We start from the raw sequence: 24,683 nt of genomic DNA on the forward strand, positions 1-24,683 counted from the left end.
ATCCCAAGCAACGGTTCGGGTTAGAAGAACAAAGCATGACGACCCAAGCTCCGGCACGGTCTTAAAAAACCAAGGCAAAATCGGTCTGCCATGCAAAATTACAACTGTTTAATTGGTTAAACAACGTCAATCAAGACGTACTAGGCAAGGTATGTCTTGAGGAAGGATTGCCCGGCGAGACTGTGGAAAAGCTCTTCGCCATGGGGCACGATCTGGAAATACGCGGAGGATACAAGCGCACTCTTTTCGGACGGGGACAGATAATAGTCCGCGACCCGGACAAAGGGACTCTCTGCGCAGGGTGCGATCCTCGCTCTGACGGATATGCTGCCGGGCTGTGTTAATAACAATTAAGTAAACTACGAAACAGAATACGGTTTTATCAGAGCATACATTTATGTATTACCGATTACAGAACACACACAGCATCATATTCTTTATTCCTTAAAACCAATCAGGATTACAATTGTAAAACGAAAACATTAGTCATTCTGGATTTTTTACGCATTCTATACTATACCTCTTTCACAATCCATTGATCTACACATTACAAATCTGTCAGATTAACACCCAAAAATCGGAGGAAGAATGTTCAAAAAATTCTCGTGCCTCGTACTTACCTGTCTGCTCTGTCTTACCTTTACAGCCGCACCTTCACAGGCCAGTGACAAGAACCTGATCATCGCCACCGCCACCACCGGCGGAACCTACTATCCTGTAGGCGTTGCCATCGGGACACTGGTCAGCATCAAGCTCGCCAAGGCCGACAAAATCACCGCCACTGCCATCAACTCCGCCGGATCCGGTGAAAACGTGCAGATGCTCAAAAACAAGGAAGCCGATCTCGCCATCCTGCAGGCCCTGTTCGGCCTCAATGCTTACAAAGGTGAAGGACCTTACAAGGGTAAAGCATTCAAAGATTTCCGTTCCATAACCATGCTCTGGGAAAACGTTGAACACTTCCCCCTGCTTAATAAATACGTGAAAAAAGGCGACATCTCCGACCTCAAAGGTCTGGACAAAAAATTTTCCATCGGTAAGCGCGGCAGCGGCACCGAAGGTTCCGGACGCACCCTGCTGGAAATCATGGGCGTGGATGTAAATAAAGATCTCGTGCTTGAGTTCCTCGGCTACACCCCTTCTGCACAGGCCATGATGGACGGCCGCATTGCCGGGGCCAACATTCCCGCCGGACCTCCCGCAGCAGCTATCACCCAGCTCTATGCCCAGCTCGGTTCCGACGATGTGACCGTGCTTGAATTCACCGACGCGCAGCTTGCTGAAATCCAGAAAGCCTACCCCATCTGGAGCCGTTATGTGATCCCTGCAAAGACCTATCCTTCTCAGGATAAAGATATCCGCACCATTGCGCAGCCCAACTTTCTGGCCTGCCGTGCTGATCTGCCTGACGAGGTGGTCTACAAAATCACCAAGACCATTTACGAAAACCTGCCCTTCCTGAACAACATCCACAAGGCCACCAAGGCCATGTCGCTGGAGCGTGCAACCGCAGGACTGCCCGCGCCCCTGCATCCCGGTGCCGAGAAATTCTACCGCGAAGTCGGTGTTATAAAATAAGTATTCTAAAGGCCTCCGGCGGCCCTGCCGGGGGCCTCAAACCCTTTGAAAAGGGTTTAAGGATCCCAAACTTTTTCAATAAGCTTCGCTGTGTATTTTATTCAATTTTCTTTCAAGGATTTTACATGACTGACACGACTTCCCCAAAGCCGACAGTTAAAAAAGATTCGGGCGGGGAAACCCTTGCGATTAAACGCGTAATCGAAGGGAAAACCGCCACTCTTTTATATGCCACGGGCATAATCTGTTCCCTTTTCCATCTCTGGGTAAACACCATCGGCATCATGCCGGAAATCCAGCGCAATGCTGTCCATTACTCATTCATGCTCTTTATCGGGTTCATCCAATATCCGATGCTCAAACGACATGCCCGCGAGACCCTGCCCGTTGACTATTTTCTTGCGATTTTATCGTTTGCTACGGGACTTTATCTGGTCTTCTTCGAAGACGCCCTGCATATGCGCAATGAAGTGCCGATCATGGCCGACCTCATTGCCGCCGGGCTGGCCATTGTACTTTTGATGGAGATCACCCGGCGAACCACCGGGCTGCTCATTCCCTGTCTGGCGGCGATCTTTCTGTTCTACGGACTGGGCGGCGGACAATATCTGGACGGACTCTGGCATTTTCCGGGTGTGACCGTGCAGCGCATGCTTTACCGCATGTACTTTGCCCCGGACGGCATCTTCGGAACCATTGCGACGATCTCGAGTACTTTTGTATTTTTGTTCGTACTCTTTGCCTCTTTCCTGATCAAATCAGGAGCCGGGGAATTCATCATCAAGCTGGCCATGGCATCCATGGGACGCACTATCGGCGGTCCGGCCAAGATGGCTGTTTTTGCTTCCGGTTTCATGGGATCGGTTTCCGGCAGCGCGGTGGCAAACACTGTGGGAACAGGCTCCATTACCATCCCCATGATGAAAAAAACCGGATTCCCCAGCAAATTTGCCGGGGGAGTTGAGGCTGCGGCATCCACCGGAGGACAGCTCATGCCGCCCATTATGGGCGCGGGTGCGTTCATCATGAGCCAGTGGACCCAGATTCCCTACCTGACCATTGTGGGCGTGGCCCTCATCCCGGCGATCATGTATTTTGTCAGCGTGGCCTTTTTCGTCCATCTGCGGGCCAAAAAGCTTGGCATCAAGCCCATTCCCGAAGAAGACATCCCGCGCATCAGTGATGTAATGAAAGAGGGCTGGAACTTCTTCATACCCATCGGCGCGCTCATGGGCCTGCTCATGTACGGATTCACCCCGACCTTTGCGGCCTGCGGCGGAATAGCAGCTATCGTTGTTTCCAGCTGGCTCAATCCCAGAACCCGCATGTCCGGACGTGACATCCTCGATGCCCTTGCTTCCGGCGGCCAGAATATGGTCACCACCGGGGTCATCCTGCTCTGTTCCGGCATTGTGGTCGGCGTAGTGCTCATGGTCGGCATGGGCATCAAGTTCTCCATGCTCATCACCATGATCGCCGGCAACAGCCTGATGCTGACCATTGTCATGGTTGCCATAGCGTCCCTCGTACTTGGCATGGGACTGCCTGTAACCGCCTCCTACATCGTTCTGGCGGTTCTGGCTGCCCCGGCCATGCAAATGCTCGGTACAAGCCTTATCGCAGCCCATATGCTCATTTTCTGGTACTCTCAGGACGCCAACGTAACCCCTCCGGTCTGCCTTGCGGCCTACAGTGCTTCGGGCATATCAGGGTCCAAACCGCTGGAGACGGGCTTTGAATCATGGAAAATCGCCAAGGGGCTGTACATCATTCCCCTGCTTTTCTGCTATACCCCGATCCTTTTCGAAGGGCCGCTCTGGCAGGTCGCCGAGACCGTGGTCACCGCCACTGCCGGGCTGTTCTGCTTCGCGGTATTCTTTGAGGGCTTTAACACCTACAGGCTGAACCTCATGCAACGCGCACTCTACATGGGCACAGCCACCCTGCTGCTCTGGCCCGATATGCGGCTCCATGCTGCAGGTGCGGTGCTGCTGGTTGTAATGATGCTGCGAGAGCGGTCGGTGTTCAGGAAACAGGCTTTTGAAGCAATCTGATCTCAGACAAAATAATAAAATCAAATTCAAGGGGAAATTTCATACTCTGAAACTTTCCCTTTTTTCTGTTGCCATGTTAAATATAATTTATTCTTTTCTGCACACAATTTTACAAGGAGCACAGCAATGATCACAATCATGAAAGAAAGCAGCGGTCCCATGCTGGCAGTTCAGGCAACAGGCAAACTCTCCGGTGACGACTACACCGAAGTCTGGATTCCTGCGCTGCGGGAAGCCATTGAAAAACACAACAAATGCAGTTGCCTGCTTTATATGGATGAAAACTTTGAAGGCTGGGAACTTAAAGCCATGTGGGAAGATGCCAGCTTCGGATTCGCCCACCGCAATGACTTTGACAAGCTGGCAGTAGTCGGCGGTCCGGACTGGGTTGAATGGGGAACAAAAGTGGCAGGAAAGTTCATGCAGGGCGAGGTGAAAACCTATCCGGCAGAAGAGCTTGTTGAAGCTCTTAACTGGGTCACTGAATAAATTAGACGGAAAAAGCCCCAGCCATATTAAATATGACCGGGGCTTTTTACACGACAAGTCGTGCGAAAAATAAAAATAAGAACTAGCTTACTTTTTTGTTTGCAACGGGCTTAACAACAGCGCCGGAGCGGATGCAGCGAGTACAAGCTTTGATGCTTTTTACTTCACCGCTGGGAAGCTGAGTGCGGACCTTCTGCAGGTTGGGCATGAAACGTCTCTTAGTCTTGTTGTGAGCATGGGAAACGTTATTGCCAGTCTGAGGACCTTTACCGCATATATCGCATACCTGGGACATATTGTACCTCCTTAATGGTAGTCACTTTTTTAGATTGCCGGAAAGCGCGAAATCCCGCAAGGGAAATTGCTCTGCCCGAACAAAAGAGGTATCATTTAAACGCTCGCTACGGAAAAAGCAAGCTCTTTTTCCTTGACAGAAGAAAAAAAACTCATATAGGAAACCCTTCCGCGAGGAAAAATATGTCTGAACTCTGGATTACATTAAACGACATCCCCGAAGAGGGACAAAACTTTGTTTTCGAGGACCAGAATTTCTGGGCCGCAGCATGTAAACAATATAAAGTTGACGTCAAACCCGGCGATGCGCTGGTCTCTGAAGTCTATGTCCTTCCTCAGGATAAAGGATGCCTTGTCAGAGGCGGAACCAAAGGTTCCGTTTCAATTGCATGCGACAGATGCACGGCAGACTACAAGCACAATATTTCCACCGAATTCGAAGAGTACGAACAGGTCGCAGAAGACGGGGATGATGAAGAATCACCCGTTGTAAAGACCAAAGAAGGACTCAAAATCGACATCGGTGCCCTCCTCTGGGAGCATTTCGTAATGGCACTGCCCATTAAGCCCCTGTGCAAGGAAACTTGCGAGGGACTTTGCGCCAAGTGCGGAGCCGACCTGAACAAGGGCGGCTGCGAATGCGAGCAGGATGAGGGCGATCCAAGGCTTGCGGTTTTCCGCAATCTTAAGATAAAGAACTAGATTCCGGTCCGTACGGATCGGTTTAAAAAAAACTCTTTAGGAGACTTAGTCATGGCACAGCCGAAAAAGAAAACTTCCAAATCCCGCAGAAACATGCGTCGTTCCCACGACCACGTAGCAACCCCCAACGTAGTATACTGCGAGTGCGGTGAACCCATCATCCCTCACAGAGCCTGCTCTTCTTGCGGTTCCTATAAAGGTCGTCAGGTAATCAATTCCGAAGATGCCTAGCATAATACCCCGCATTGCCGTAGACGCCATGGGCGGCGACTACGGTCTTTCGGTTGTTGTTCCGGCAGCGGTTAACGCCGCTAAAACGGGACTCCCGATTACGCTGGTAGGTGATGAGCACATGATCCGGTCCGAGCTTGAAAAGCTTGATACCGGATCATGTGCTATTGATATTGTCCACGCTTCTCAGGTTGTCACTATGGAAGACAAACCTGCCGACGCCATGCGCAAGAAGAAGGACTCATCAATTCAGGTCGCATGCAGACTGGTCAAGGAGGGTAAGGCCGACGGTGTCGTCAGTGCCGGTAACTCAGGGGCTACTGTCGCCTGCGGCATGTTCACCATCGGCCGGATCAAGGGTGTCCTGCGTCCGGGTATGGCCGGGATTCTGCCTACGGAAAAGAAACCCATGGTCCTGCTTGATGTAGGTGCCAATGTGGATTCCAAGCCCGAACACCTCTTCCAGTTCGGCCTCATGGCCGACGTGCTGGCCCGTGACGTGCTGGGATATGAATCCCCGCGCATCGGTCTTTTGACCATCGGTGAAGAGGAAGGCAAAGGCAACTCACTGGTAAAAACCACCTACGACATGCTCAAAAATTCTTCCCTGAATTTCGTGGGCAACATCGAAGGACGGGATATTTTTACCGGGGATGTTGATATTGCCGTTTGTGACGGTTTTGTGGGCAACGTGGCACTCAAGCTGGCCGAGGGGCTGGCAACAAGCTTCGGCAGCCTGCTGAAAGGTGAGCTTAAGCGCGACATCGTCTCCAAGCTGGGAGCCATGCTTGCAATCAAAGCTTTCAAAAGATTCCGCAGACTGTTAGATAAATCCGAGTACGGCGGAGCTCCGGTTCTCGGACTGAAAGGAATTGTCCTTGTCTGCCACGGTAAAGCAGATTCCCGGGCAGTGGAAAAAGCCATTGAAATGGCTGCCACTTTTGTCAAAAACGATGCTGTCGCCCACCTGAAAGAAGGACTGGCCGCGCACAAGGAAATCACCGCACGCGACTTCTAGTCCAGTGCGGATTTTCTGCGGTTCAATCTTGAACAGTGGAAGCATCCCCGGATTATCAGCTCTCTTTCCATCCTAAAACAGGAATGGTGTAATGAGTACTTTCTCGCACATCAGGGGCCTTGGTTTCCATGTCCCTGAACGGCTATACACTAATACTGATCTTGAAAAAATCGTCGACACAAACGACGAGTGGATAACCACCCGCACCGGAATCAAACAGCGCCACGTTGTTGAAAACGAAACATGTCTGGACCTTGCTTATGAGGCGTCCGTAAAAGCCCTCAAGGCCGCAGGCATGGAAGCGGAAGAACTCACCCACGTAATCATCGCCACCTTCACCGGCGATATGCCTGTACCCACTACATCCTGCCTGCTCATGGAGCGGCTGGGCATTAAAGACAGGGCAGCCATGGACCTTTCCGCGGCCTGCTCCGGTTTTGTCTACGCTGTAGAGGTGGCCCGGGCACTCATCAATCTCGATCCCACTGCTAAAATTCTGGTCTGCGGTGCTGAAGTAGTCACCAGCCGTGTGAACTGGGAAGACCGTTCCACCTGTGTTCTCTTCGGAGACGGCGCGGGAGCGGCAGTTATGACTGCCGGAAAAGACGGCGAACCTGGCAAAGTAATCGACACCCTGGTTCGCGCCAACGGCGGTCCGGGCATGAACCTGACCATCAAAGGCGCAGGCTCGGCATATCCCTACAAGATGGGTGATACCGTGGGCGTTGAAAACTTTGTGGAAATGCAGGGACGTGAAATTTACAAACACGCAGTCCGTTCCATGACCTCCATCTCCAATGAAATCCTTGAGAAACAGGGATTCACTACTGATGATATAGATGTGCTGCTGCCCCATCAGGCAAACATGCGCATCATCGAGGCTGTGGGCAAGAAGCTCGGCGTACCCCGTGAAAAGGTTTTTGCCAATGTGGATAAATACGGCAACACTTCTGCCGCATCCATCCCCATTGCACTTGCCGACGCACGCGAATCCGGCTTCATCAAGGACGGCGATCTGGTCCTTCTGGCCACCTTCGGCGGCGGATTGACCTGGGGATCTTCACTGATCCAGTTCTAAGGTGCTGTTTTATAATATTCTGCTTTTTTTCACACAATATTAACAACACCGCTGTATAAAAGGGAAAAACAACAGTGTGCAAACGCACATGTATGTTTAAACAAATTAATTTAGATTAAATTTGCAGTCACAGCCGCTTTAGGCTATGAGACGCAGGACTGGATTAATTCAACATAGAGGGAACTAAATGAGTGAACTGCCAAGTACCGCCCTTGTAACGGGTGGTTCCAGAGGAATCGGAGAAGCCTGCGCCAAGAGGCTTGCCAAAGACGGCTTTGAAGTTATCATTACCTACGTAAGCCGACCCGACGGAGCCGACAAAGTCTGCGCTGAAATTGAAGCTGCAGGCGGCAAGGCCCGCTCATTCAAACTTGATTCATCTGACCGTGATGCTGTAAGTGCTTTCTTCAAGGAAGAGATCAAGGGCAAGGTCAAACTGGATGTTCTGGTAAACAACGCCGGAATCACCCGCGACGGCCTGCTCGTGCGCATGAAAGACGAAGACTGGGATAAAGTTCTGGACATCAACCTGACCGGAGCTTTCACCTGCCTGCGTGAATCTGCCAAGATCATGATGAAGCAGCGTTTCGGACGGATCATCAACATTTCCTCTGTAGTGGGTCAGGCCGGTAATGCCGGACAGGCCAACTACGTATCGGCCAAGGCCGGCCTCATCGGGCTGACCAAGGCCAGCGCCATCGAGCTTGCTCCGCGCGGTGTCACTGTGAATGCCGTTACCCCGGGATTCATCCAGACCGACATGACCGCAGAACTGCCTGAAAAAGTCATGGCGCAGATGATGGATAACATACCGCTGAAAAAACTCGGCACATCCGATGATATAGCAAATGCGGTTTCTTTCCTTGCCAAGGAGGAATCCGGTTATATCACAGGCCAGACTCTCGCTGTGAACGGCGGGATGTACATGTAATCAAGAAACACTAAAATAATGATTTGGAGGGGACTATGTCCGCAGCTGAAAAAGTAAAAGCAATTATCGTAGACCAGCTTGGCGTATCCGAAGACGAAATTAAAGACGAAGCTTCCTTTGTTGAAGATCTCGGTGCCGACTCTCTCGACCTTACCGAACTCATCATGGCTATGGAAGAAGAGTTCGACGTTGAAATCGAAGACGAAGAAGCTCAGAAGATCCTCAAAGTCAAGGATGCTGTCGCATTCGTAGAAAGCAAGCAGTAGTCTGATTGCTTACAAGGGTTTTTAAAAAGAGCGCCTTACCTGCTCCTCTCGGGCGTAAGGCGCTCCTTTTGTTTATCCGCCAGTAATTAACCCCAACATATTTTACAGGTTTAAATATATGAACAGGGTAGTAGTAACAGGCGTTTCCGCCATCACCCCCCTCGGTAACGATATCGATACCAGCTGGGAAAACCTGCTTGCAGGCAAGTCCGGTATTGCTGAAGTTACCGCCTTTGATGCCAGCGAATTCACCGCCCGCATCGCAGGTGAAGTCAAAGATTTTGACGCCAAAGAATTCATCCCCCACAAACAGGCCAAGCGCATGGAAAGGTTCACCCAGTTCGCTGTGGCAGCCAACCAGATGCTCATGGAGTCTACCGGGCTCAAGCTTGAAGGGGATGAGCGCGAACGTGCCGGAGTTGTTATCGGTGTAGGCCTCGGTGGTCTTGAGACCATCGAAAAGCAGCACGCCAAACTGGAAAAATCCGGTCCTAAAAAAATCACACCTTTCTTCATTCCGATCATTATCGGCAACATGGCAGCCGGACAGGTCTCCATCTTTGCCGAAGCTCAGGGTCCCAACCTGTGTATGTGTACTGCATGCGCATCCGGAACCCACGCCATTGGGCAGGCTTACACCGATATCATGCTTGGCCGCGCCGATGTAATGATCTGCGGTGGTGCCGAATCCACCATCACCCCGCTGGGTTTTGCCGGATTCACCGCCATGAAGGCCCTCTCCACCCGCAATGATGATCCCGCAACCGCTTCCCGTCCCTTTGATGCCGGACGTGACGGCTTTGTCATGGGCGAAGGCGCAGGTCTGCTGCTGCTGGAATCCCTTGAGCACGCCCAGAAACGCGGTGCTGAGATTCTTGCGGAAGTTGTGGGCTTCGGTGCTTCTTCAGATGCCTATCACATGACCGCACCGCCGGAAGACGGCGCAGGCATGGCCCGGGCCATGAGAGCAGCGATCCGTGAAGCAAAGATCGATCCTTCCGAGATCGACCACATCAACGCCCACGGAACCTCCACCAAACTGAACGACTCCTGCGAAACCAAAGCCATCAAGATGGTTTTCGGTGACCACGCAAAAAATATTGCCATCAGCGCGAACAAGTCCCAGATCGGCCACCTTCTCGGCGGTGCGGGCGGGGTTGAAGCAGCTTTCGCTGTTAAAACCCTCGCAACCGGAATCATCCCCGGTACCGCCAACCAGATCGAAGCTGACCCTGAATGCGATCTCGATTACGTCAAAGACGGTAAACGCGAGCAGCAGGCCAACTACGCACTGAGCAACTCGTTCGGCTTCGGCGGAACCAACGGCTGTATGCTGTTTAAGAAGTTTGAAGAATAAGAATTAATATATTTGTTGCGGGGTAGCATGCTACCCCGCAACAAATAATAAATTTTAACAGGAGCTTGTCATGGAAGAACTTATGATGAAAGACCCGGCAGTAGCGGCAGCCATTGGACAGGAAGTAACCCGCCAGATGACCAAGCTTGAACTCATCGCTTCGGAGAACTTCACCTCCACAGCGGTCCGTCAGGCCATGGGCAGTGTAATGACCCACAAGTACGCAGAAGGTTACCCCGGCAAGCGTTACTACGGCGGTTGTGAATACGTTGACCTCGCAGAAGACCTCGCCCGTGACCGTGCAAAAGAAATTTTCGGCTGTGAATACGTTAACGTACAGCCCCACTCCGGTTCACAGGCCAACATGGCTGTCTACTTCGCGGCTCTCAAGCCCGGCGACACCGTGCTCGGCATGGACCTTTCCCACGGCGGCCACCTGACCCACGGCTCCCCGGTCAACTTCTCCGGTAAGCTCTTCGACATCAAATTCTACGGTGTTGATCCCGAAACCAAGACCATCAACTACGACAATGTCCTTGAGATTGCCAAAGAGTGCAAACCCAAGATGATCATTGCCGGTGCTTCCGCATACCCCCGCGTAATCGACTTCGCCCGCTTCCGCCAGATCGCTGACGAAGTTGGTGCGGTTCTGATGGTAGACATGGCTCACATCGCGGGTCTCATCGCAGCAGGCGTACACCCTTCATGCATTGAGCACGCGCATTACACCACTACCACCACCCACAAGACCCTGCGCGGTCCCCGCGGCGGTATGATCCTCTCTACTGAGGAAAACGCAAAAGTATTGAACTCCAACATTTTCCCCGGTATTCAGGGCGGCCCGCTCATGCACGTAATCGCTGCTAAAGCGGTTGCTTTCGGTGAAGCACTCTCCCCCTCTTATGTAGAATACCAGAAGCAGGTTGTTGCCAACGCGCAGGCTCTGGCCAAAAACCTCATGGACGCTGGCTTCGACCTCGTTTCCGGCGGTACTGACAACCACCTGATGATGCTGGACCTGACCAACAAGGACATCACCGGTAAAGACGCCGAACATGCCCTTGATGAAGCAGGTATCACCGTCAACAAAAACACCATCCCCTTCGAAACCCGTTCCCCGTTCGTTACCTCCGGCGTACGTATCGGTACCCCGGCACTGACCACCCGCGGAATGAAAGAAGAAGAAATGGTAAAAGTCGCAGGCTGGATCAACGCCGCCATCGACTCCATCGGTAACGACACCAAGCTGAAGGAAATCAGCAAGGAAGTTGCCGAGTTCGCAAAAGACTACCCGCTCTTCGCATACTAGAGTTTGCAAGATTTGCCATACGAAACGGCGAAGCCCCGATAAAAGTTTTTGGGATTCTTAAACCCTTTTTTCAAAAAGGGTTTAAGCCGCCGGAGGCAACTCTTTCATTCTTAAAAGCGCGAAGCGCAACAGAACCAATAAAAACGGGCCTGAATATTCAGGTCCGTTTTCTCAGCTTCAAAGCAGGGAGTATTTCCATGGACAACAGAATGCCTTGGCCGGACTATTTCATGAACATCGCACACCTTGTTGCGGAACGTTCCACCTGCACCCGCCGCAAGGTCGGTGCTGTGGCAGTGCTGGACAAACGCATCCTCGCCAGCGGTTACAACGGCCCGCCTTCCGGAACCGCTCACTGCATGGACGTGGGCTGCATCCGTGAAAAAATGGGAGTACCTTCCGGTGAACGCCACGAACTCTGCCGCGGCCTGCACGCCGAGCAGAACGTGATCATCCAGTGCGCAACCCACGGTGTCTCCATGAAAGGCGCGCAGATCTACTGCACCACCCAGCCCTGTTTGATCTGCACAAAAATGCTGATCAATGCGGGTGTCAGTGCCATTTACTATTCCGACAGCTACCCGGACGAACTCTCCGAACAGATGCTCAAAGAAGCCGGAGTTGAATTTGCACTTCTTCAATTCGACAATTAGCCCCGAAAAAGGTTTCATGGCCCGCGCCGTGGAACTTGCCATGCAGGGCCGAAGCCGCACCGCACCGAACCCCACAGTGGGCGCGGTAATGGTCCGTGACGGTCAGATTGTAGCTGAAGGCTACCATAAGTTCTGCGGCGGCCTGCATGCGGAACGGGAATGTATTGCCGATGCTAAAGCCAAAGGCGTGGACATGAGCAAATGCACAATGTTCGTGACTTTGGAACCCTGCAACCACCACGGCAAGACCCCGCCCTGCACCGAAGGGATCATTGAAGCGGGAATCCCGCACATTGTGGTCGGCACCCGCGACCCCAATCCCAAGGCAGCCGGAGGCATCGAATACCTCGAATCCAAGGGCGTGAAGGTAGATCAGGGAATGCTGGAAGAACAATGCAAAGACCTGATTTCCGATTTCCTGTGCTGGACTTTCAAGGACCGGGCTTACTCAATCCTGAAACTGGCCTGCACCATTGACGGCAAAATCGCCGGGGCCACCGGAGAGCAGGAAGCGGTTTCCTGCCCGGAATCTTTTCAGGATGTGCAGCTTTTGCGCTCCATGGTCGGAGCGGTGATCGTGGGCGGCAACACCCTGCGCGAAGATAACCCAAGCCTTAATTGCAGACTCAGGTCCCTGCCCGATGGATTCAGCCAGCCCAAGGCGGTGGTGGTGACCAACAACCTGCCGCAGAATCATGATGCTTACACCCTGACCACTGCGCGCGCCAAAGAAACAATTTTCTGTACCAGTGCGGAACAGGCCGCTACAAAAACCGCCACGGAACTTAAAAACAAGGGAATTGAGGTTTACCCCCTTCCCAGTAATGAAAAAGGTCTTATATTTGAAGACGGCTTCAAAATGCTGCGTGAAAAGCACGGCATTTTGCGCACCCTTTGCGAGGGCGGCGGCAAACTGGCCTGCTCCTTGGCGGAGCAAGGGTTGGTTGATGAATTCGTCATGTATCAGGCCCCGCGCATTCTGGGAAATACACAGGGCAGGCCGAATTTCGCAGGTTCCGCCAATGTACTCATCAGCGAAGCCATGGATTTACGCGTAAGCCGCGTGGAACAGAGCGGACGCGATTTAAAAATAGTTTTCAAACCCGAAGGACAATAGCATGTTCACCGGACTGATTCAGGGAAAAGGACGCATTGAAAATGCCGAGAACCGGGGCAATGAAACCCGCTTCAAAGTCAGTGCGCCGAAAATCAAGGATTACGAGAAAGGCGAATCCATCGCCATCAACGGGGTCTGCCTCACTGTTGAGACTTACAGCGACAGCTGGTTCACCTGCTACGCCAGTAAGGAATCCATGTCGGTGACCAACCTCGGCAACCTTAAGCGCGGTTCAATGATCAACTACGAACGCGCGCTGGCCATGGGTGACCGTCTGGGCGGGCACATTGTTTCCGGCCATGTGGATTGTCTCGGCTCTGTGGAATCCGTACGTCCCGCTGGCGAATCCAGAATCTACCGCATCAAATTTCCAAAGGATCACGGCAGGTACGTTGTTCCCAAAGGCTCTGTTGCGCTGGACGGCATCAGCCTGACGGTCAACGATTGCGGCGCGGATTACCTTGAGGTGAACATCATTCCCGAGACCCAGGAAGAAACCACCATCTCCCAGTGGACTCCGGGATACGCAGTGAACATCGAGACTGACGTCATCGGCAAGTACGTGGAACGCATGGTCGCGCCGTGGACCAGCCAAAAGTCTGATGACAAGCCTGCCAGCAAGCTTACAATGGACTTTCTGAGAGAGAATGGATTTTAAGAATGCCTCCGGCGGCTTAAACCCTTTGAAAAGGGTTTAAGAATCCCAAACTTTTTTAGCAGGCTTCGCCGCTTCGCTTAGCTGAATTGACAACATTTCAAACGTAACACTTTGGAATAACACAGATTAAAAACATATTTCACCCTTTGTGCATTTTGATGTATGAAGACAGACCTGTTTGTTTAAACAGACAGCGTTTTTTTTAAATAACCCTCCGCATGTCGGAGCATGAGGATAACGAATATGCCTTTCTGCACTATTGAAGAAGCAATTGAGGACCTCCGCGAAGGTAAAATGGTCATCATGGTTGATGATGAAGACCGTGAAAACGAAGGTGATCTGGTCTGCGCCGCAGAATCAGTAACCCCTGAAATCATCAACTTCATGGCTACTCACGGCAGAGGGCTTATCTGCCTCGCCATGTCCGGTGAAATGATCGACCACCTGAAGCTGCCGCTCATGGCCCAATCCAACGGCTCCCAGTTCGGCACCAACTTCACTGTTTCCATTGAAGCGCGTGAAGGCGTTACCACCGGTATTTCCGCTGCCGACCGCGCCACCACCATCCTGACTGCGGTGAAAGACGGCGTAGAGCCTGAAGACATCGTCACCCCCGGCCACATCTTTCCCCTGCGCGCCAAAGACGGCGGCGTTCTGGTCCGTGCCGGACAGACAGAAGGCAGCGTTGACCTCGCCCGCCTCGCAGGCATGAAACCCGCAGGCGTAATCTGCGAAATTATGAAGGACGACGGCACCATGGCCCGCCTTCCCGATCTCAAGGTATACGCCAAAGAGCATGATCTCAAAATCTGCTCCACCGAAGACCTGATCAAATACCGCATGAAGTTCGGCAGCCACACTGTTACCCGCGAAGCAGACGCAGAGCTGCCCACCCGCTGGGGTGACTTCAAGGCTTCCGCTTTCCATTCCAGCGAAGACAACCGCACCCACATCGCCCTGACCATGGGTGATATCAAGCCCGGCGAACCCGTTCTGGTCCGCGTTCATTCCGAATGTCTGACCGGAGATGTTTTCGGCTCCCAGCGTTGCGATTGCGGCGACCAGCTTGCAGCAGCCATGTGCACCATCCGCAACGAAGGCAAAGGCGTGCTGCTCTACATGCGTCAGGAAGGCCGTGGCATCGGCCTCGGCAACAAAATCAAGGCCTACCACCTGCAGGACCTCGGCTGCGACACTGTTGAAGCCAACGAAAAGCTCGGCTTCGCTCCCGACCTGCGCGAATACGGCACCGGAGCACAGATTCTGGTCCAGCTCGGCATCACCAAGATGAAACTCATGACCAACAACCCCAAAAAAATTGTCGGTCTCGAAGGTTACGGTCTGGAAGTCACCGAGCGTGTAGCCATTGAAATGGATGCCTGCGAAATGAATCTGGATTACCTGAAAACCAAAAAAGACAAGATGGGCCACATGCTGGACCACCTTGAAGATAAAAAATAAAAAGGGAGAAGCACCATGCCTCATATCAAAACCATTGAAGGTCAGCTCGATTCCAAGGGTCTGAAAATCGCACTCGTAGCCGGACGTTTCAACGACATCATCGTTGACAGACTGGTCGGCGGCGCAGTGGATTACCTCCACCGCCACGGCTGCGACAAAGAAAACATGACCCTGATCAAAGTACCCGGTGCTTTTGAAATTCCTGTGGTAACCAAGAAGCTCGCTGAATCCGGCAAATATGACGGCATCGTGGTTCTCGGTGCTGTTATCCGCGGCGCGACTCCCCATTTCGACTATGTCTGCAACGAGTGCGCAAAAGGCGTGGCTCAGGTAAGCATGGACAACGACCTGCCCATCGGTTTCGGTCTGCTGACCTGCGACACCATTGATCAGGCAGTTGAACGTGCCGGATCCAAAGCAGGCAACAAGGGCGTGGAAGCAGCTTCCGCTATGCTGGAAACTGTCCGCGTTCTGGAAATGATTTAACTGAAGCTTGTAAATTAAGGACTGCTTCCCCGGAAACAGCCCTGATTGCTGAACATAATTTGAAGGCATACGGTCTCCGTCCCGCTGTTCGGAGACCGTATGCCTGTTGTGTTGTTTAAATAACAATTTAGATGTATCTTGCGTTGCACGGCAACTACGACCCGCAACCGCAGGATAGTGATGCAGATGTCCCAGACTAAAGGTTTAAGAAGAAAAGGCCGCGTACTTGCCCTGCAGGTGCTCTACGGTCTCAGTTTTGTCCCTCCCCACGGCGGATGGACATGTGAACGTATATACAACCAGAGCCCCGCTGTAATCAGGGAAACCGAAGAAGACCTGATCCTCTTCGCCCGTGAACTGCTGATCGGGATCTGGAATGCGCAGGAAGAACTTGACGAAGTTATCGGTCGCTATTCCAAACACTGGAAGATCGAAAGGATTGCAAAAGTCGAACTGGCGATTCTCAGACTCGCCGTATACGAACTGCTCCACAAGCCCGACATCCCGCTCAAGGTGGGTATCAATGAGGGCATCGAGCTGGCCAAGAAGTTCGGCGACGGCAATTCCCGCAACTTCATCAACGGAATTCTGGACGCAGTTGCCCGTGATATCGACACCGGCAAGTTTAAGGTTGAAAAGAATTTCTAGGAATGCCTCCGGCGGCTCTCCGAGGACCAAAGAAACTTTTTTCAAAAAGTTTCTCTGGACTCTTCAAAAACTTTTAGTAGGGCTTCGCCGCAGTGAAATAAAGTTCAGTCCACGACACTATTAAAACGTTTTGGGATTCTTAAACCCTTTTGGAAAAGGGTTTAAGGCCCCCGGCAGGGCGCCCCGCGAGGGAATCTCATATCAAAAGGATTTTCATAATGGGTTTTGGGAAATACGAACCGGAATTGATTGAAAACAAGTGGCAGAAGGAATGGACCGAGAAGGGTGCTTTCGATGTGGAAGCCGACGAGTCCCGTCCCAAGTACTATGTGCTGGAAATGTTTCCCTACCCTTCCGGGAAAATCCATATGGGCCACGTGCGCAACTACTCCATCGGTGATGTTGTCGCCCGCTACAAACGCATGAAAGGCTTCAACGTGCTCCACCCCATGGGTTGGGACGCATTCGGCCTGCCTGCAGAAAACGCGGCCATTAAGCACAACACCCACCCCGCGGAGTGGACCTACGCCAACATCGACGACATGCGCACCCAGCTCAAACGTCTGGGCTACTCCTACGACTGGCGTCGCGAACTGGCTACCTGCCACCCCGGCTACTACAAATGGGAGCAGCAGTTTTTCCTGAAATTTCTGGAAAAGGGTCTGGTCTACCGCAAAAACTCCCCGGTCAACTGGTGTGAAACCTGTCATACCGTTCTGGCTAACGAACAGGTTGAAGAGGGCCTCTGCTGGCGTTGTGATACCGAAGTTATCCAGAAAGAACTTTCCCAGTGGTTCATGCGCATTACCGATTACGCTGAAGAACTGCTCGAAAGCCTCGACGGCCTTGAAGGCGGCTGGCCGGAGCGCGTTATCACCATGCAGCGCAACTGGATCGGTAAATCCATCGGTGCTGAGCTTGATTTCCAGGTTGAAGATGTTGACGAAACCATCAGCGTTTTCACCACCCGCCCGGACACCCTTTTCGGTGCGACTTTCATGTCCCTTGCCGCCGAGCATCCCATGGTGGAAAAGCTTATCGAAGGCAAGGGCGAAGCAGATAAGGTCCGCGAATTCGTGACCAAGGTCTCCAACATGGACCGCATTGTTCGCGGCGCGGACGACCTTGAAAAAGAAGGTGTCTTCACCGGAGCATACTGCATCAACCCGCTCAACGGTCAGAAGATGCCCATCTACGTGGCGAACTTCGTGCTCATGGGCTACGGTACCGGCGCAGTAATGGCTGTTCCCGCCCACGACCAGCGCGACTTTGAATTCGCCAGCAAATACGACCTGCCCAAGCAGGTGGTAATCCAGCCCGAAGGTGAGGCCCTCAATGTGGCTGAAATGGAAGAAGCCTACACCGCTCCCGGTGTACTGGTTAATTCCGGTGAATTCGACGGCATGCAGAACGAAGATGCCAAGGGCGCAATTGTCGATTTCCTCGGCAAGTCCGGCAAGGGCAAAAAGTCCGTCAACTACCGTCTGCGTGACTGGAATATTTCCCGCCAGCGTTTCTGGGGCTCCCCCATTCCGGTCATCTACTGCGACGACTGCGGCATCGTGCCCGTTCCCGAACAGGATCTTCCCGTTGTACTACCCGAAGATGCGGTCATGAACGAGGACGGACGTTCCCCGCTGCCGGATATGGAAAGCTTCCACAAGGTGGCCTGCCCCAAATGCGGCAAGATGGCCCAGCGTGAAACCGATACCATGGATACCTTTGTGGAATCCTCCTGGTACTTCATGCGCTACACCGATTCCCGCAAGGCGGATGCTCCTTTTGACAGCAACTCCCTTGAATACTGGTCCCCGGTTGACCAGTACATCGGCGGAATCGAACACGCCATCCTGCACCTGCTCTACGCAAGATTCTTCACCAAAATCCTGCGCGACGAGGGATACACCAAGCTTAGCGAACCGTTCAAGAACCTGCTCACTCAGGGCATGGTCCTCAAGGACGGCGCAAAGATGTCCAAATCCAAGGGCAACGTGGTCGACCCCAACGCCATGATCAACAAATACGGTGCGGACGCCACCAGACTGTTCATCCTCTTTGCCTCCCCGCCTGAAAAAGACCTCGAATGGTCCGATCAGGGGCTGGAAGGAGCGCACCGCTTCCTGAACAGAATCTGGAGACTGGCTGAAGAGTTCGAAGGCAAACTCAGCGCAACCGGCGCATGCGCCAAGCCTTCCATGGACCTTTCTTCCGATGCCAAGAAGCTGCGCCTCAAGGAACACGAGACCGTCAAGCGCGCCAGCCGTGACATGGAGAACAAATTCCAGTTCAACACCGTCATTGCCGCCACCATGGAGCTGGTCAACGAGATTTACTCTCTCAAAGACAAGCTCATGGAAAGCGAAGACGGCCGTTTCGCACTCTCTTCCGCATACAGCACCGTACTGACCGTGCTCTCCCCCATTGCCCCGCACATCTGCGAGGAACTCTGGGCTGCCATGGGATACGAAGGCTACATTGCCGAAGCAGCATGGCCCGAGCATGATGAAGCAGCACTGGTAACTGACGAAATCCTGATTATCATTCAGGTTAACGGTAAAATGCGCGGTAAACTCTCCGTGCCTGCTGCAGCTTCCAAGGAAGAAATTGAAAAAACAGCACTTGCCCACGAAAACGTGACCAAGCATACCGACGGCAAGACCGTCCGCAAGGTTATCGTCGTACCCGGCAAGTTGATTAATATTGTTGCAAATTAACCCTTCGGGGACCAGAGAGGGAAACTTTTGGAAAAAGTTTCCCTCTCTGGACTCTCCCTTCCAAACTTTTTATTATGGCTTCGCCGCTTCGGTTCTAAAGCTGAGACAAGGAGTTAATACCGTGGTTGTTGTAAAATCTGTGAAAAAGCTGGCTCTGCTTCTCTGTGTTGTTTTTGCTGTCTCCGCCTGCGGCTACCATAACTCTGAGACCGAGCCCAACCGGGTCGGTAAGCAATTCCGCGAAGTGGCCATTGCCAAGGTGGAAAACCCCACCCTCGAACGCTGGCTGGAGCCGAAAATCCGCTCCATGATGCGTGATGAGATCACCCGCCGCGGGCAGCTTGTCTGGGCAGACAAGTCCAAGGCCGAAGCACTTTTCAATATCAGGATTATCGAACTTTCCGACGGCAGCCGCATTCTCGGTGATCAGGACGTAACCCTGAAATACGACATGACTCTCAGAGTAGAGATGAAAGTCAACAGCGCAAATGACGGTTCCCTGATCTGGAGTTCCGGACCGCTGGAAGTTACCGAGTCCTATTACACCGGCGAAGAAGATGCGACCCAGCAGTTGGTCACCAAGCTCATGGTGCGTCGCTTGGTGGATAGAATGAATCAGGCTTACTAAGAAACTCCAAACTAAAACTTGACCCCACTATTAAAACGTTTTGGGATTCTTAAACCCTTTTGGAAAAGGGTTTAAGGCCCCCGGCAGGGCCGCCGGAGGCTAACAAAGCACATATTTCGAAGCCAAGGTAATTAATGTCCAGACCCGGATACATGTTTCTTATCTGCCCGGATGCGGAACTGCTGCACGCCAATATTGCGGAGCAGCAGGAAAAGCACGGGGCTACTGATTACGAAAAAAAAGTATACTGGGCGGACGAAGACCTGCCCCAGACTTTCTGGGACGACCTCACTTTACAGACTCTTTTCGGCTCCAGTAAAGTTATTGTCCTGCGCCGTGCGCACAAGCTAAAGGTCGCGGTCTGGAAAAATATCGATAAAGCCGTAGCTTCCCTTTCAAGCTCCTCCTTTCTTTTTATCTGCCTTGAAGGGCAATGGAAAAGCAAAACCGCCCCGGTTCCGGCAGTACTGAAAAAACGCCAATGCTGGAAATTTGCCGAAAAGCAGAAATGGTTCTGGAAATCCGCAGGGCTGGACCAGAAATCCATTTCCGGCTTTGTGGGTAAATGGGCCAAAGCCAACGGCCTGCATATCGACAGCCCCGTGCTGAACGCCCTTTCGCAGGCCCTGCCCAAGGACGCACGGGCCGCACGGCTGGAGCTGGACAAGCTGGACCTTGCTGCCGGACCGGACCGCAAAATCCTCATGGAACATGTGACACTCATCGCCCATTCCGAGGAAATGGACTTTTTCGCTTTCATGCGCTCCATGTCCGAGGGCGGCGACCCGGTTGAAATCTGGCGTCGGGTACTGACCAACCACAGCGAAAAGGATTCCATGATCTTCATGCTTACCGCATCCCTGACCCGCGAGGCCCGCGCTTTGTGGATGATGATTCATGGTGAAGATTCCGAAGTACGCTTGCCTCCCTTCGTGAAGAAGCAGAAACAGGGACTTGCCCAGCGGTTGGGACCGGCCCGCATTGCGAGGCTTTTTGACATTGTCATGGAAGCCGAAATCGGCATCAAGACCGGTCAGCGCAAGCCGGAGCAGGCCCTTGAACTGCTGGTGGCTTCCCTGACATCGCTGTTCGCTCCCCCGCAGCGCAGACGCTGATTTAATCAAGAGACAAATTTCAAAACCGTGTAAAAAGATCATTTTTGCACGGTTTTTGTGTTTTTGAACCCATTTTACATCATTTTGCATGTTAAACAGGTTGCTTTGCACCTGCATCCGGTTTATTCCTCCAAGAAGGAAATCCGTCCGCCGCAGACTCATACTTTTATCTGAATCCGGACAGGTACGGAGCTGTACTACTTGCCAATACATACTTACTATTTATTATGAAGGATAAACCTCATTACCACGGCCACCGCCAGCGGTTGAAAGAAAAACTCGGCAAAGACTCAAAAAATCTGGCCGACTATGAAATTCTGGAGCTGGTGCTTGGGCAGGTGCTGCCCCGGCAGGACACTAAACCGCTGGCCAAGGAATTGCTGGCGGAATTCGGCACCCTTGGCGGAGTGTTTCATGCACCGGATGAGCAGCTCAAGAAGTTCAAGGGCATCGGGCCGGGGGTTTTAATATTTTTCACGCTCATGCGTGAATTCTGGACCAGAATTGCCGAAGAGCCACTGAAGAATAAGGAAACGCTTTCTTCTGCAGAGGCCGTCCGCAAGGCTGCTATGGCCCGCATAGGCAATCTGTCCAAAGAGGAATTCTGGATTGCACTGGTCAACAACCAGAACAAAGTGATATGCTGGGAGAGGCTGTCGGAAGGCACAGTGGACAAGACCGCAGTATATCCGCGCGAAATTGTGGCACTGACCCTGCGCCACGATGCCAGCGGAGTGATCCTGAGTCATAATCATCCCGGAGGCAATCCGGCTCCGTCACCGGAAGATAAACAGATGACAATGGAGATAGCCGCACTCTGTCAGGACATGGGAATCCGTCTGCTCGATCACGTTATCGTGACCGCGGACAGATTCCACAGCTTCAAGGAAGCAGGATATTTGTAGTTCACCTCAACTTGAAAGGAGGGTCCTATGATCAGAAGCTATCATTGTGTTGTTACCGGCAAGGTGCAGGGAGTATTCTTCCGTGCATGGGTCAATGATCAGGCTGCGGCTCTCGGCCTCTACGGCTGGGTACGTAACCTTGATGAAGGCAGGGTGGAAGTACTGCTGCAGGGCGATGAAACAAAAGTCGCTGAAATGAGAACCCGGCTGCTGGTCGGTCCGCCCCTTTCGCAGGTCGCAGACGTGAAATGCGAATGGATGGATTACGACACCGAGCATAAGGGATTTGAAATTCGCTGATAAAGCGCATCAATTGACTGACAAGCTATCCGGCTCCGTCCCGACTATTAAGGAGCCGGATATTTAATGCTTTTTAAATAGAGAAAACAACCACTTCTGAACGAAAGGATTTTGCGTTGAAGAAAAAAAAATCACCTATCAAACCGCTCAAGCTGAACAAGAAAGACAAGGCCGAAGTTCAGAAAAAAGCGCAACAGGAACCACAGCAGGACGCCGGAAATGATCAGGGTTTGAACAAGCCCCCGGTTTCTCCGCTGAATGTGCTGCATGATGCCGCCGACCTGCTCGATGACGCAGGGAGCATCCCCGAGGATGCTTATGTGGATATCCCCACCACCCTTCCGGTACTGGCCGTGCGCGATATCGTTGTCTTCAACTACATGATCCTGCCCCTTTTCGTAGGCCGGGAAAAGTCCGTCAATGCCGTGGAAGCGGCCATGACCGGAAACCGCTACGTCATGGTCCTGACCCAGAAAGACGAAGCCGTTGAAAACCCCGAACACGAAGACCTCTACCTGACCGGGACCGTGTGCATGATCATGCGCATGCTCAAGATGCCCGACGGCCGCCTCAAAGTGCTGGTGCAGGGCGTCTCCCGCGCACGGGTAAAAAGATTTATCGGCTCCGAGCCTTTCCATATCGCGGAGATTGAGGCCATTCCTGAAGCGGAATCAGGCGAGCTTGATGCCACTCAGGAAGCACTGGTCCGCTCCTCCCGCGAGCAGAGCGAAAAAATCCTGACCCTGCGCGGCATTTCTTCCGCCGACATCATGTCCGTACTCAACAATGTTGATGAACCGGGACGTCTTGCGGACCTGATCGCTTCCAACCTGCGCATGAAGGTCGATGTGGCCCAGTCCATCCTTGAATGCGGTGAGCCTGTTGAGCGGCTGACGCTGGTCAACACCCAGCTGACGCAGGAAGTGGAAGTGGCCTCCATGCAGAATAAAATCCAGTCCATGGCCAAGGAAGGAATGGACAAGGCCCAGAAAGATTTCTACCTGCGCGAACAGCTCAAAGCCATTAAAAAAGAACTCGGTGAATCAACTGACGAAGCCGAGGAAGCCGAAGAAATCCGCGCAGCCATTGCCAAGGCAAAAATGCCCAAGGAAGTGCGCAAGGAAGCGGAAAAGCAACTCCGCCGCCTTGAAGCCATGCACCCGGAAGCATCCGAGGCAACTGTCATCCGCACCTATCTGGACTGGATGATTGAAATCCCGTGGACCAAACAGTCCCGCGACCGCCTCGACATCATCGAAGCCAAAAAAATTCTCGATGAAGACCACTACGATCTTGAAAAGGTCAAGGAACGCATCCTTGAATACTTGAGTGTACGCAAGCTGAATCCGTCCATGAAAGGCCCCATCCTTTGCTTTGTGGGCCCCCCCGGTGTCGGTAAAACTTCACTGGGCCGCTCCATTGCGCGCAGCCTGAAGCGTAAGTTCCACCGCATGTCGCTGGGCGGTATGCGTGATGAAGCCGAGATCCGAGGTCACCGCCGCACCTACATCGGCTCCATGCCCGGACGTATCATTCAGGGCATCAAGCAGTGCGGCACCCGCAACCCGGTGATCATGCTTGACGAAATCGACAAGCTCGGTTCCGATTTCCGTGGCGATCCTTCCTCCGCCCTGCTGGAAGTGCTGGACCCGGAACAAAACAATTCCTTCACCGACCATTACCTGAACGTGCCCTACGACCTTTCCAAGGTTATGTTCATCTGCACCGCAAACGTGCTGGATTCCATCCCCCGCCCCCTGCTGGACCGCATGGAAGTCATCCGCATTCCCGGCTACACCGAATATGACAAGGTCAATATTGCCAAACGTTATATTCTCGGCCGCCAGTGCAAAGAAAACGGTCTTAAAGAAGATGAAATGATCATGGAAGATGAAATCATCGCCAAGATCATTAAAGAATACACCCGTGAAGCAGGGCTGCGTAACCTTGAACGCGAAGTTGGCTCTGTTTGCCGTAAGCTTGCCCGTAAAAAGGCAGAAGGTGAAAAAGGCCCCTTTGAAGTCACCGCTGACAACCTGCACAAATATCTCGGCATTCCCAAACATCTTGAAGATGAAAAGGAAAACGAACTGCCCGCGGGTGTAGCATTGGGCCTCGCATGGACCCCTGTAGGCGGCACCGTGCTGCACGTTGAGGTCTCCGCCATGCCCGGCAAGGGCAAACAGCTGCTCACCGGACAGCTCGGCGATGTGATGAAGGAATCCGCACAGGCTGCGGTATCCTTTGCCCGCCGCCATGCCGATGAATACGGTATCAGCTCCAAGTTCCACGAGGAGCAGGACCTGCACATCCACGTGCCTGACGGAGCAACCCCCAAGGACGGCCCTTCCGCAGGCGTGACCCTTGTCACCGCCCTTGTTTCCGCCCTGACCGGAGTCCCGGCCAACCCGGAACTGGCCATGACCGGTGAAATCTCCCTGCGCGGACGCGTACTGCCCGTGGGCGGCATCAAGGAAAAAATCCTCGCCGCCGTATCTCTGGGCATGAAACGGGTCCTGATTCCCTCCCAGAACCAGAAGGACCTTGAGGACATCCCTGAAGAACTGCTGGCAAAAATCGAAATCACCCCCATCGAACGGATTGATGAGATCTGGCCCATTGCCAAGGCCAAGTAGTCTGACCGGACAATAGAAAAATAAAGGCCCGCAAGCAAAATCACTTGCGGGCCTT

At 52.7% G+C, this 24,683-nt stretch carries 25 protein-coding genes; 24 read left to right on the top strand and 1 reads right to left on the bottom strand.

What is annotated here, in order from left to right:
• Nucleotides 1-167 precede the first annotated feature (167 nt).
• The 4 genes from FMR86_RS07965 (at nt 168) to FMR86_RS07980 (ending at nt 4,121) form a co-directional block, all read left to right on the top strand.
• Nucleotides 168-344, top strand: a complete 177-nt coding sequence (locus tag FMR86_RS07965) for a hypothetical protein (protein WP_203544822.1) — start codon at nt 168-170, stop codon at nt 342-344.
• 244 nt (nt 345-588) lie between these two features.
• Nucleotides 589-1,578 (top strand): TAXI family TRAP transporter solute-binding subunit, encoded by a 990-nt coding sequence (locus tag FMR86_RS07970; RefSeq protein ID WP_163350573.1) that lies wholly within the window; start codon nt 589-591, stop codon nt 1,576-1,578.
• Nucleotides 1,579-1,703: 125 nt separating this feature from the next.
• Nucleotides 1,704-3,632: a TRAP transporter permease gene (locus FMR86_RS07975; protein ID WP_163350574.1), complete on the top strand. Its 1,929-nt coding sequence runs from the start codon at nt 1,704-1,706 to the stop codon at nt 3,630-3,632.
• 126 nt (nt 3,633-3,758) lie between these two features.
• Nucleotides 3,759-4,121, top strand: a complete 363-nt coding sequence (locus FMR86_RS07980; RefSeq protein ID WP_163350575.1) for an STAS/SEC14 domain-containing protein — start codon at nt 3,759-3,761, stop codon at nt 4,119-4,121.
• 82 nt (nt 4,122-4,203) lie between these two features.
• On the opposite strand, the gene rpmB is transcribed toward FMR86_RS07980, so the two are convergent.
• A complete protein-coding gene (gene rpmB, locus FMR86_RS07985) occupies nt 4,204-4,416 on the bottom strand; it encodes a 50S ribosomal protein L28 (RefSeq protein ID WP_163350576.1) in 213 nt (70 codons plus the stop codon).
• Between the two features lie 182 nt (nt 4,417-4,598).
• Between rpmB and FMR86_RS07990 the strand changes: the two genes are divergently transcribed.
• The 20 genes from FMR86_RS07990 (at nt 4,599) to lon (ending at nt 24,628) form a co-directional block, all read left to right on the top strand.
• Nucleotides 4,599-5,117: a DUF177 domain-containing protein gene (locus FMR86_RS07990; RefSeq protein ID WP_163350577.1), complete on the top strand. Its 519-nt coding sequence runs from the start codon at nt 4,599-4,601 to the stop codon at nt 5,115-5,117.
• A 51-nt stretch (nt 5,118-5,168) separates the two neighbouring features.
• A complete protein-coding gene (gene rpmF / locus FMR86_RS07995; RefSeq protein ID WP_015850548.1) occupies nt 5,169-5,348 on the top strand; it encodes a 50S ribosomal protein L32 in 180 nt (59 codons plus the stop codon).
• The gene (gene plsX / locus FMR86_RS08000; RefSeq protein ID WP_163350578.1) at nt 5,341-6,366 is read left to right on the top strand and encodes a phosphate acyltransferase PlsX; all 1,026 of its coding nucleotides are present in this window, start codon (nt 5,341-5,343) and stop codon (nt 6,364-6,366) included. Before rpmF ends, plsX begins: the two co-directional genes overlap by 8 nt.
• A gap of 91 nt (nt 6,367-6,457) precedes the next feature.
• The gene (locus tag FMR86_RS08005) at nt 6,458-7,444 is read left to right on the top strand and encodes a beta-ketoacyl-ACP synthase III (protein WP_163350579.1); all 987 of its coding nucleotides are present in this window, start codon (nt 6,458-6,460) and stop codon (nt 7,442-7,444) included.
• 187 nt (nt 7,445-7,631) lie between these two features.
• On the top strand, nt 7,632-8,375 hold the full coding sequence (gene fabG / locus FMR86_RS08010; protein WP_163350580.1) for a 3-oxoacyl-[acyl-carrier-protein] reductase: 744 nt from the start codon (nt 7,632-7,634) through the stop codon (nt 8,373-8,375).
• 35 nt (nt 8,376-8,410) lie between these two features.
• A complete protein-coding gene (locus FMR86_RS08015; RefSeq protein WP_163291710.1) occupies nt 8,411-8,641 on the top strand; it encodes an acyl carrier protein in 231 nt (76 codons plus the stop codon).
• Nucleotides 8,642-8,759: 118 nt separating this feature from the next.
• Nucleotides 8,760-9,998, top strand: a complete 1,239-nt coding sequence (gene fabF / locus FMR86_RS08020; protein ID WP_163350581.1) for a beta-ketoacyl-ACP synthase II — start codon at nt 8,760-8,762, stop codon at nt 9,996-9,998.
• Between the two features lie 70 nt (nt 9,999-10,068).
• On the top strand, nt 10,069-11,307 hold the full coding sequence (gene glyA / locus FMR86_RS08025) for a serine hydroxymethyltransferase (protein WP_163350582.1): 1,239 nt from the start codon (nt 10,069-10,071) through the stop codon (nt 11,305-11,307).
• Between the two features lie 197 nt (nt 11,308-11,504).
• Complete coding sequence (locus FMR86_RS08030; protein WP_163350583.1) at nt 11,505-11,960, top strand: cytidine/deoxycytidylate deaminase family protein; 456 nt, start codon at nt 11,505-11,507, stop codon at nt 11,958-11,960.
• Nucleotides 11,935-13,077 carry a bifunctional diaminohydroxyphosphoribosylaminopyrimidine deaminase/5-amino-6-(5-phosphoribosylamino)uracil reductase RibD gene (gene ribD, locus FMR86_RS08035; protein WP_306770949.1) on the top strand — a complete coding sequence of 381 codons (1,143 nt, stop codon included), beginning with the start codon at nt 11,935-11,937 and terminating at the stop codon, nt 13,075-13,077. The genes FMR86_RS08030 and ribD overlap by 26 nt, the downstream gene beginning before the upstream one ends.
• A 1-nt stretch (nt 13,078) precedes the next feature.
• Nucleotides 13,079-13,735, top strand: coding sequence for a riboflavin synthase (locus FMR86_RS08040; RefSeq protein WP_163350584.1), 657 nt, complete (start codon nt 13,079-13,081; stop codon nt 13,733-13,735).
• Nucleotides 13,736-13,978: 243 nt separating this feature from the next.
• Nucleotides 13,979-15,196 (top strand): bifunctional 3,4-dihydroxy-2-butanone-4-phosphate synthase/GTP cyclohydrolase II, encoded by a 1,218-nt coding sequence (locus tag FMR86_RS08045; RefSeq protein WP_163350585.1) that lies wholly within the window; start codon nt 13,979-13,981, stop codon nt 15,194-15,196.
• Nucleotides 15,197-15,211: 15 nt separating this feature from the next.
• Nucleotides 15,212-15,682, top strand: a complete 471-nt coding sequence (gene ribE / locus FMR86_RS08050; protein ID WP_163350586.1) for a 6,7-dimethyl-8-ribityllumazine synthase — start codon at nt 15,212-15,214, stop codon at nt 15,680-15,682.
• 180 nt (nt 15,683-15,862) lie between these two features.
• Nucleotides 15,863-16,330, top strand: coding sequence for a transcription antitermination factor NusB (gene nusB, locus FMR86_RS08055; RefSeq protein WP_163350587.1), 468 nt, complete (start codon nt 15,863-15,865; stop codon nt 16,328-16,330).
• Nucleotides 16,331-16,548: 218 nt separating this feature from the next.
• Nucleotides 16,549-19,044, top strand: coding sequence for a leucine--tRNA ligase (gene leuS, locus FMR86_RS08060; protein WP_163350588.1), 2,496 nt, complete (start codon nt 16,549-16,551; stop codon nt 19,042-19,044).
• A gap of 121 nt (nt 19,045-19,165) precedes the next feature.
• Entirely contained in the window at nt 19,166-19,672 is a 507-nt protein-coding gene (gene lptE, locus FMR86_RS08065) for an LPS assembly lipoprotein LptE (RefSeq protein ID WP_163350589.1), read from the top strand.
• 134 nt (nt 19,673-19,806) lie between these two features.
• Nucleotides 19,807-20,787, top strand: a complete 981-nt coding sequence (holA, locus tag FMR86_RS08070; RefSeq protein WP_163350590.1) for a DNA polymerase III subunit delta — start codon at nt 19,807-19,809, stop codon at nt 20,785-20,787.
• Between the two features lie 227 nt (nt 20,788-21,014).
• Nucleotides 21,015-21,692 carry a DNA repair protein RadC gene (radC, locus tag FMR86_RS08075; protein WP_163350591.1) on the top strand — a complete coding sequence of 226 codons (678 nt, stop codon included), beginning with the start codon at nt 21,015-21,017 and terminating at the stop codon, nt 21,690-21,692.
• 27 nt (nt 21,693-21,719) lie between these two features.
• A complete protein-coding gene (locus FMR86_RS08080; protein ID WP_163350592.1) occupies nt 21,720-21,992 on the top strand; it encodes an acylphosphatase in 273 nt (90 codons plus the stop codon).
• A 116-nt stretch (nt 21,993-22,108) separates the two neighbouring features.
• Entirely contained in the window at nt 22,109-24,628 is a 2,520-nt protein-coding gene (gene lon, locus FMR86_RS08085; protein WP_163350593.1) for an endopeptidase La, read from the top strand.
• The last annotated feature ends 55 nt before the right edge of the window (nt 24,629-24,683 follow it).

Source organism: Desulfovibrio sp. JC010 (assembly GCF_010470675.1).
Taxonomy (GTDB): Bacteria; Desulfobacterota; Desulfovibrionia; order Desulfovibrionales; family Desulfovibrionaceae; genus Maridesulfovibrio.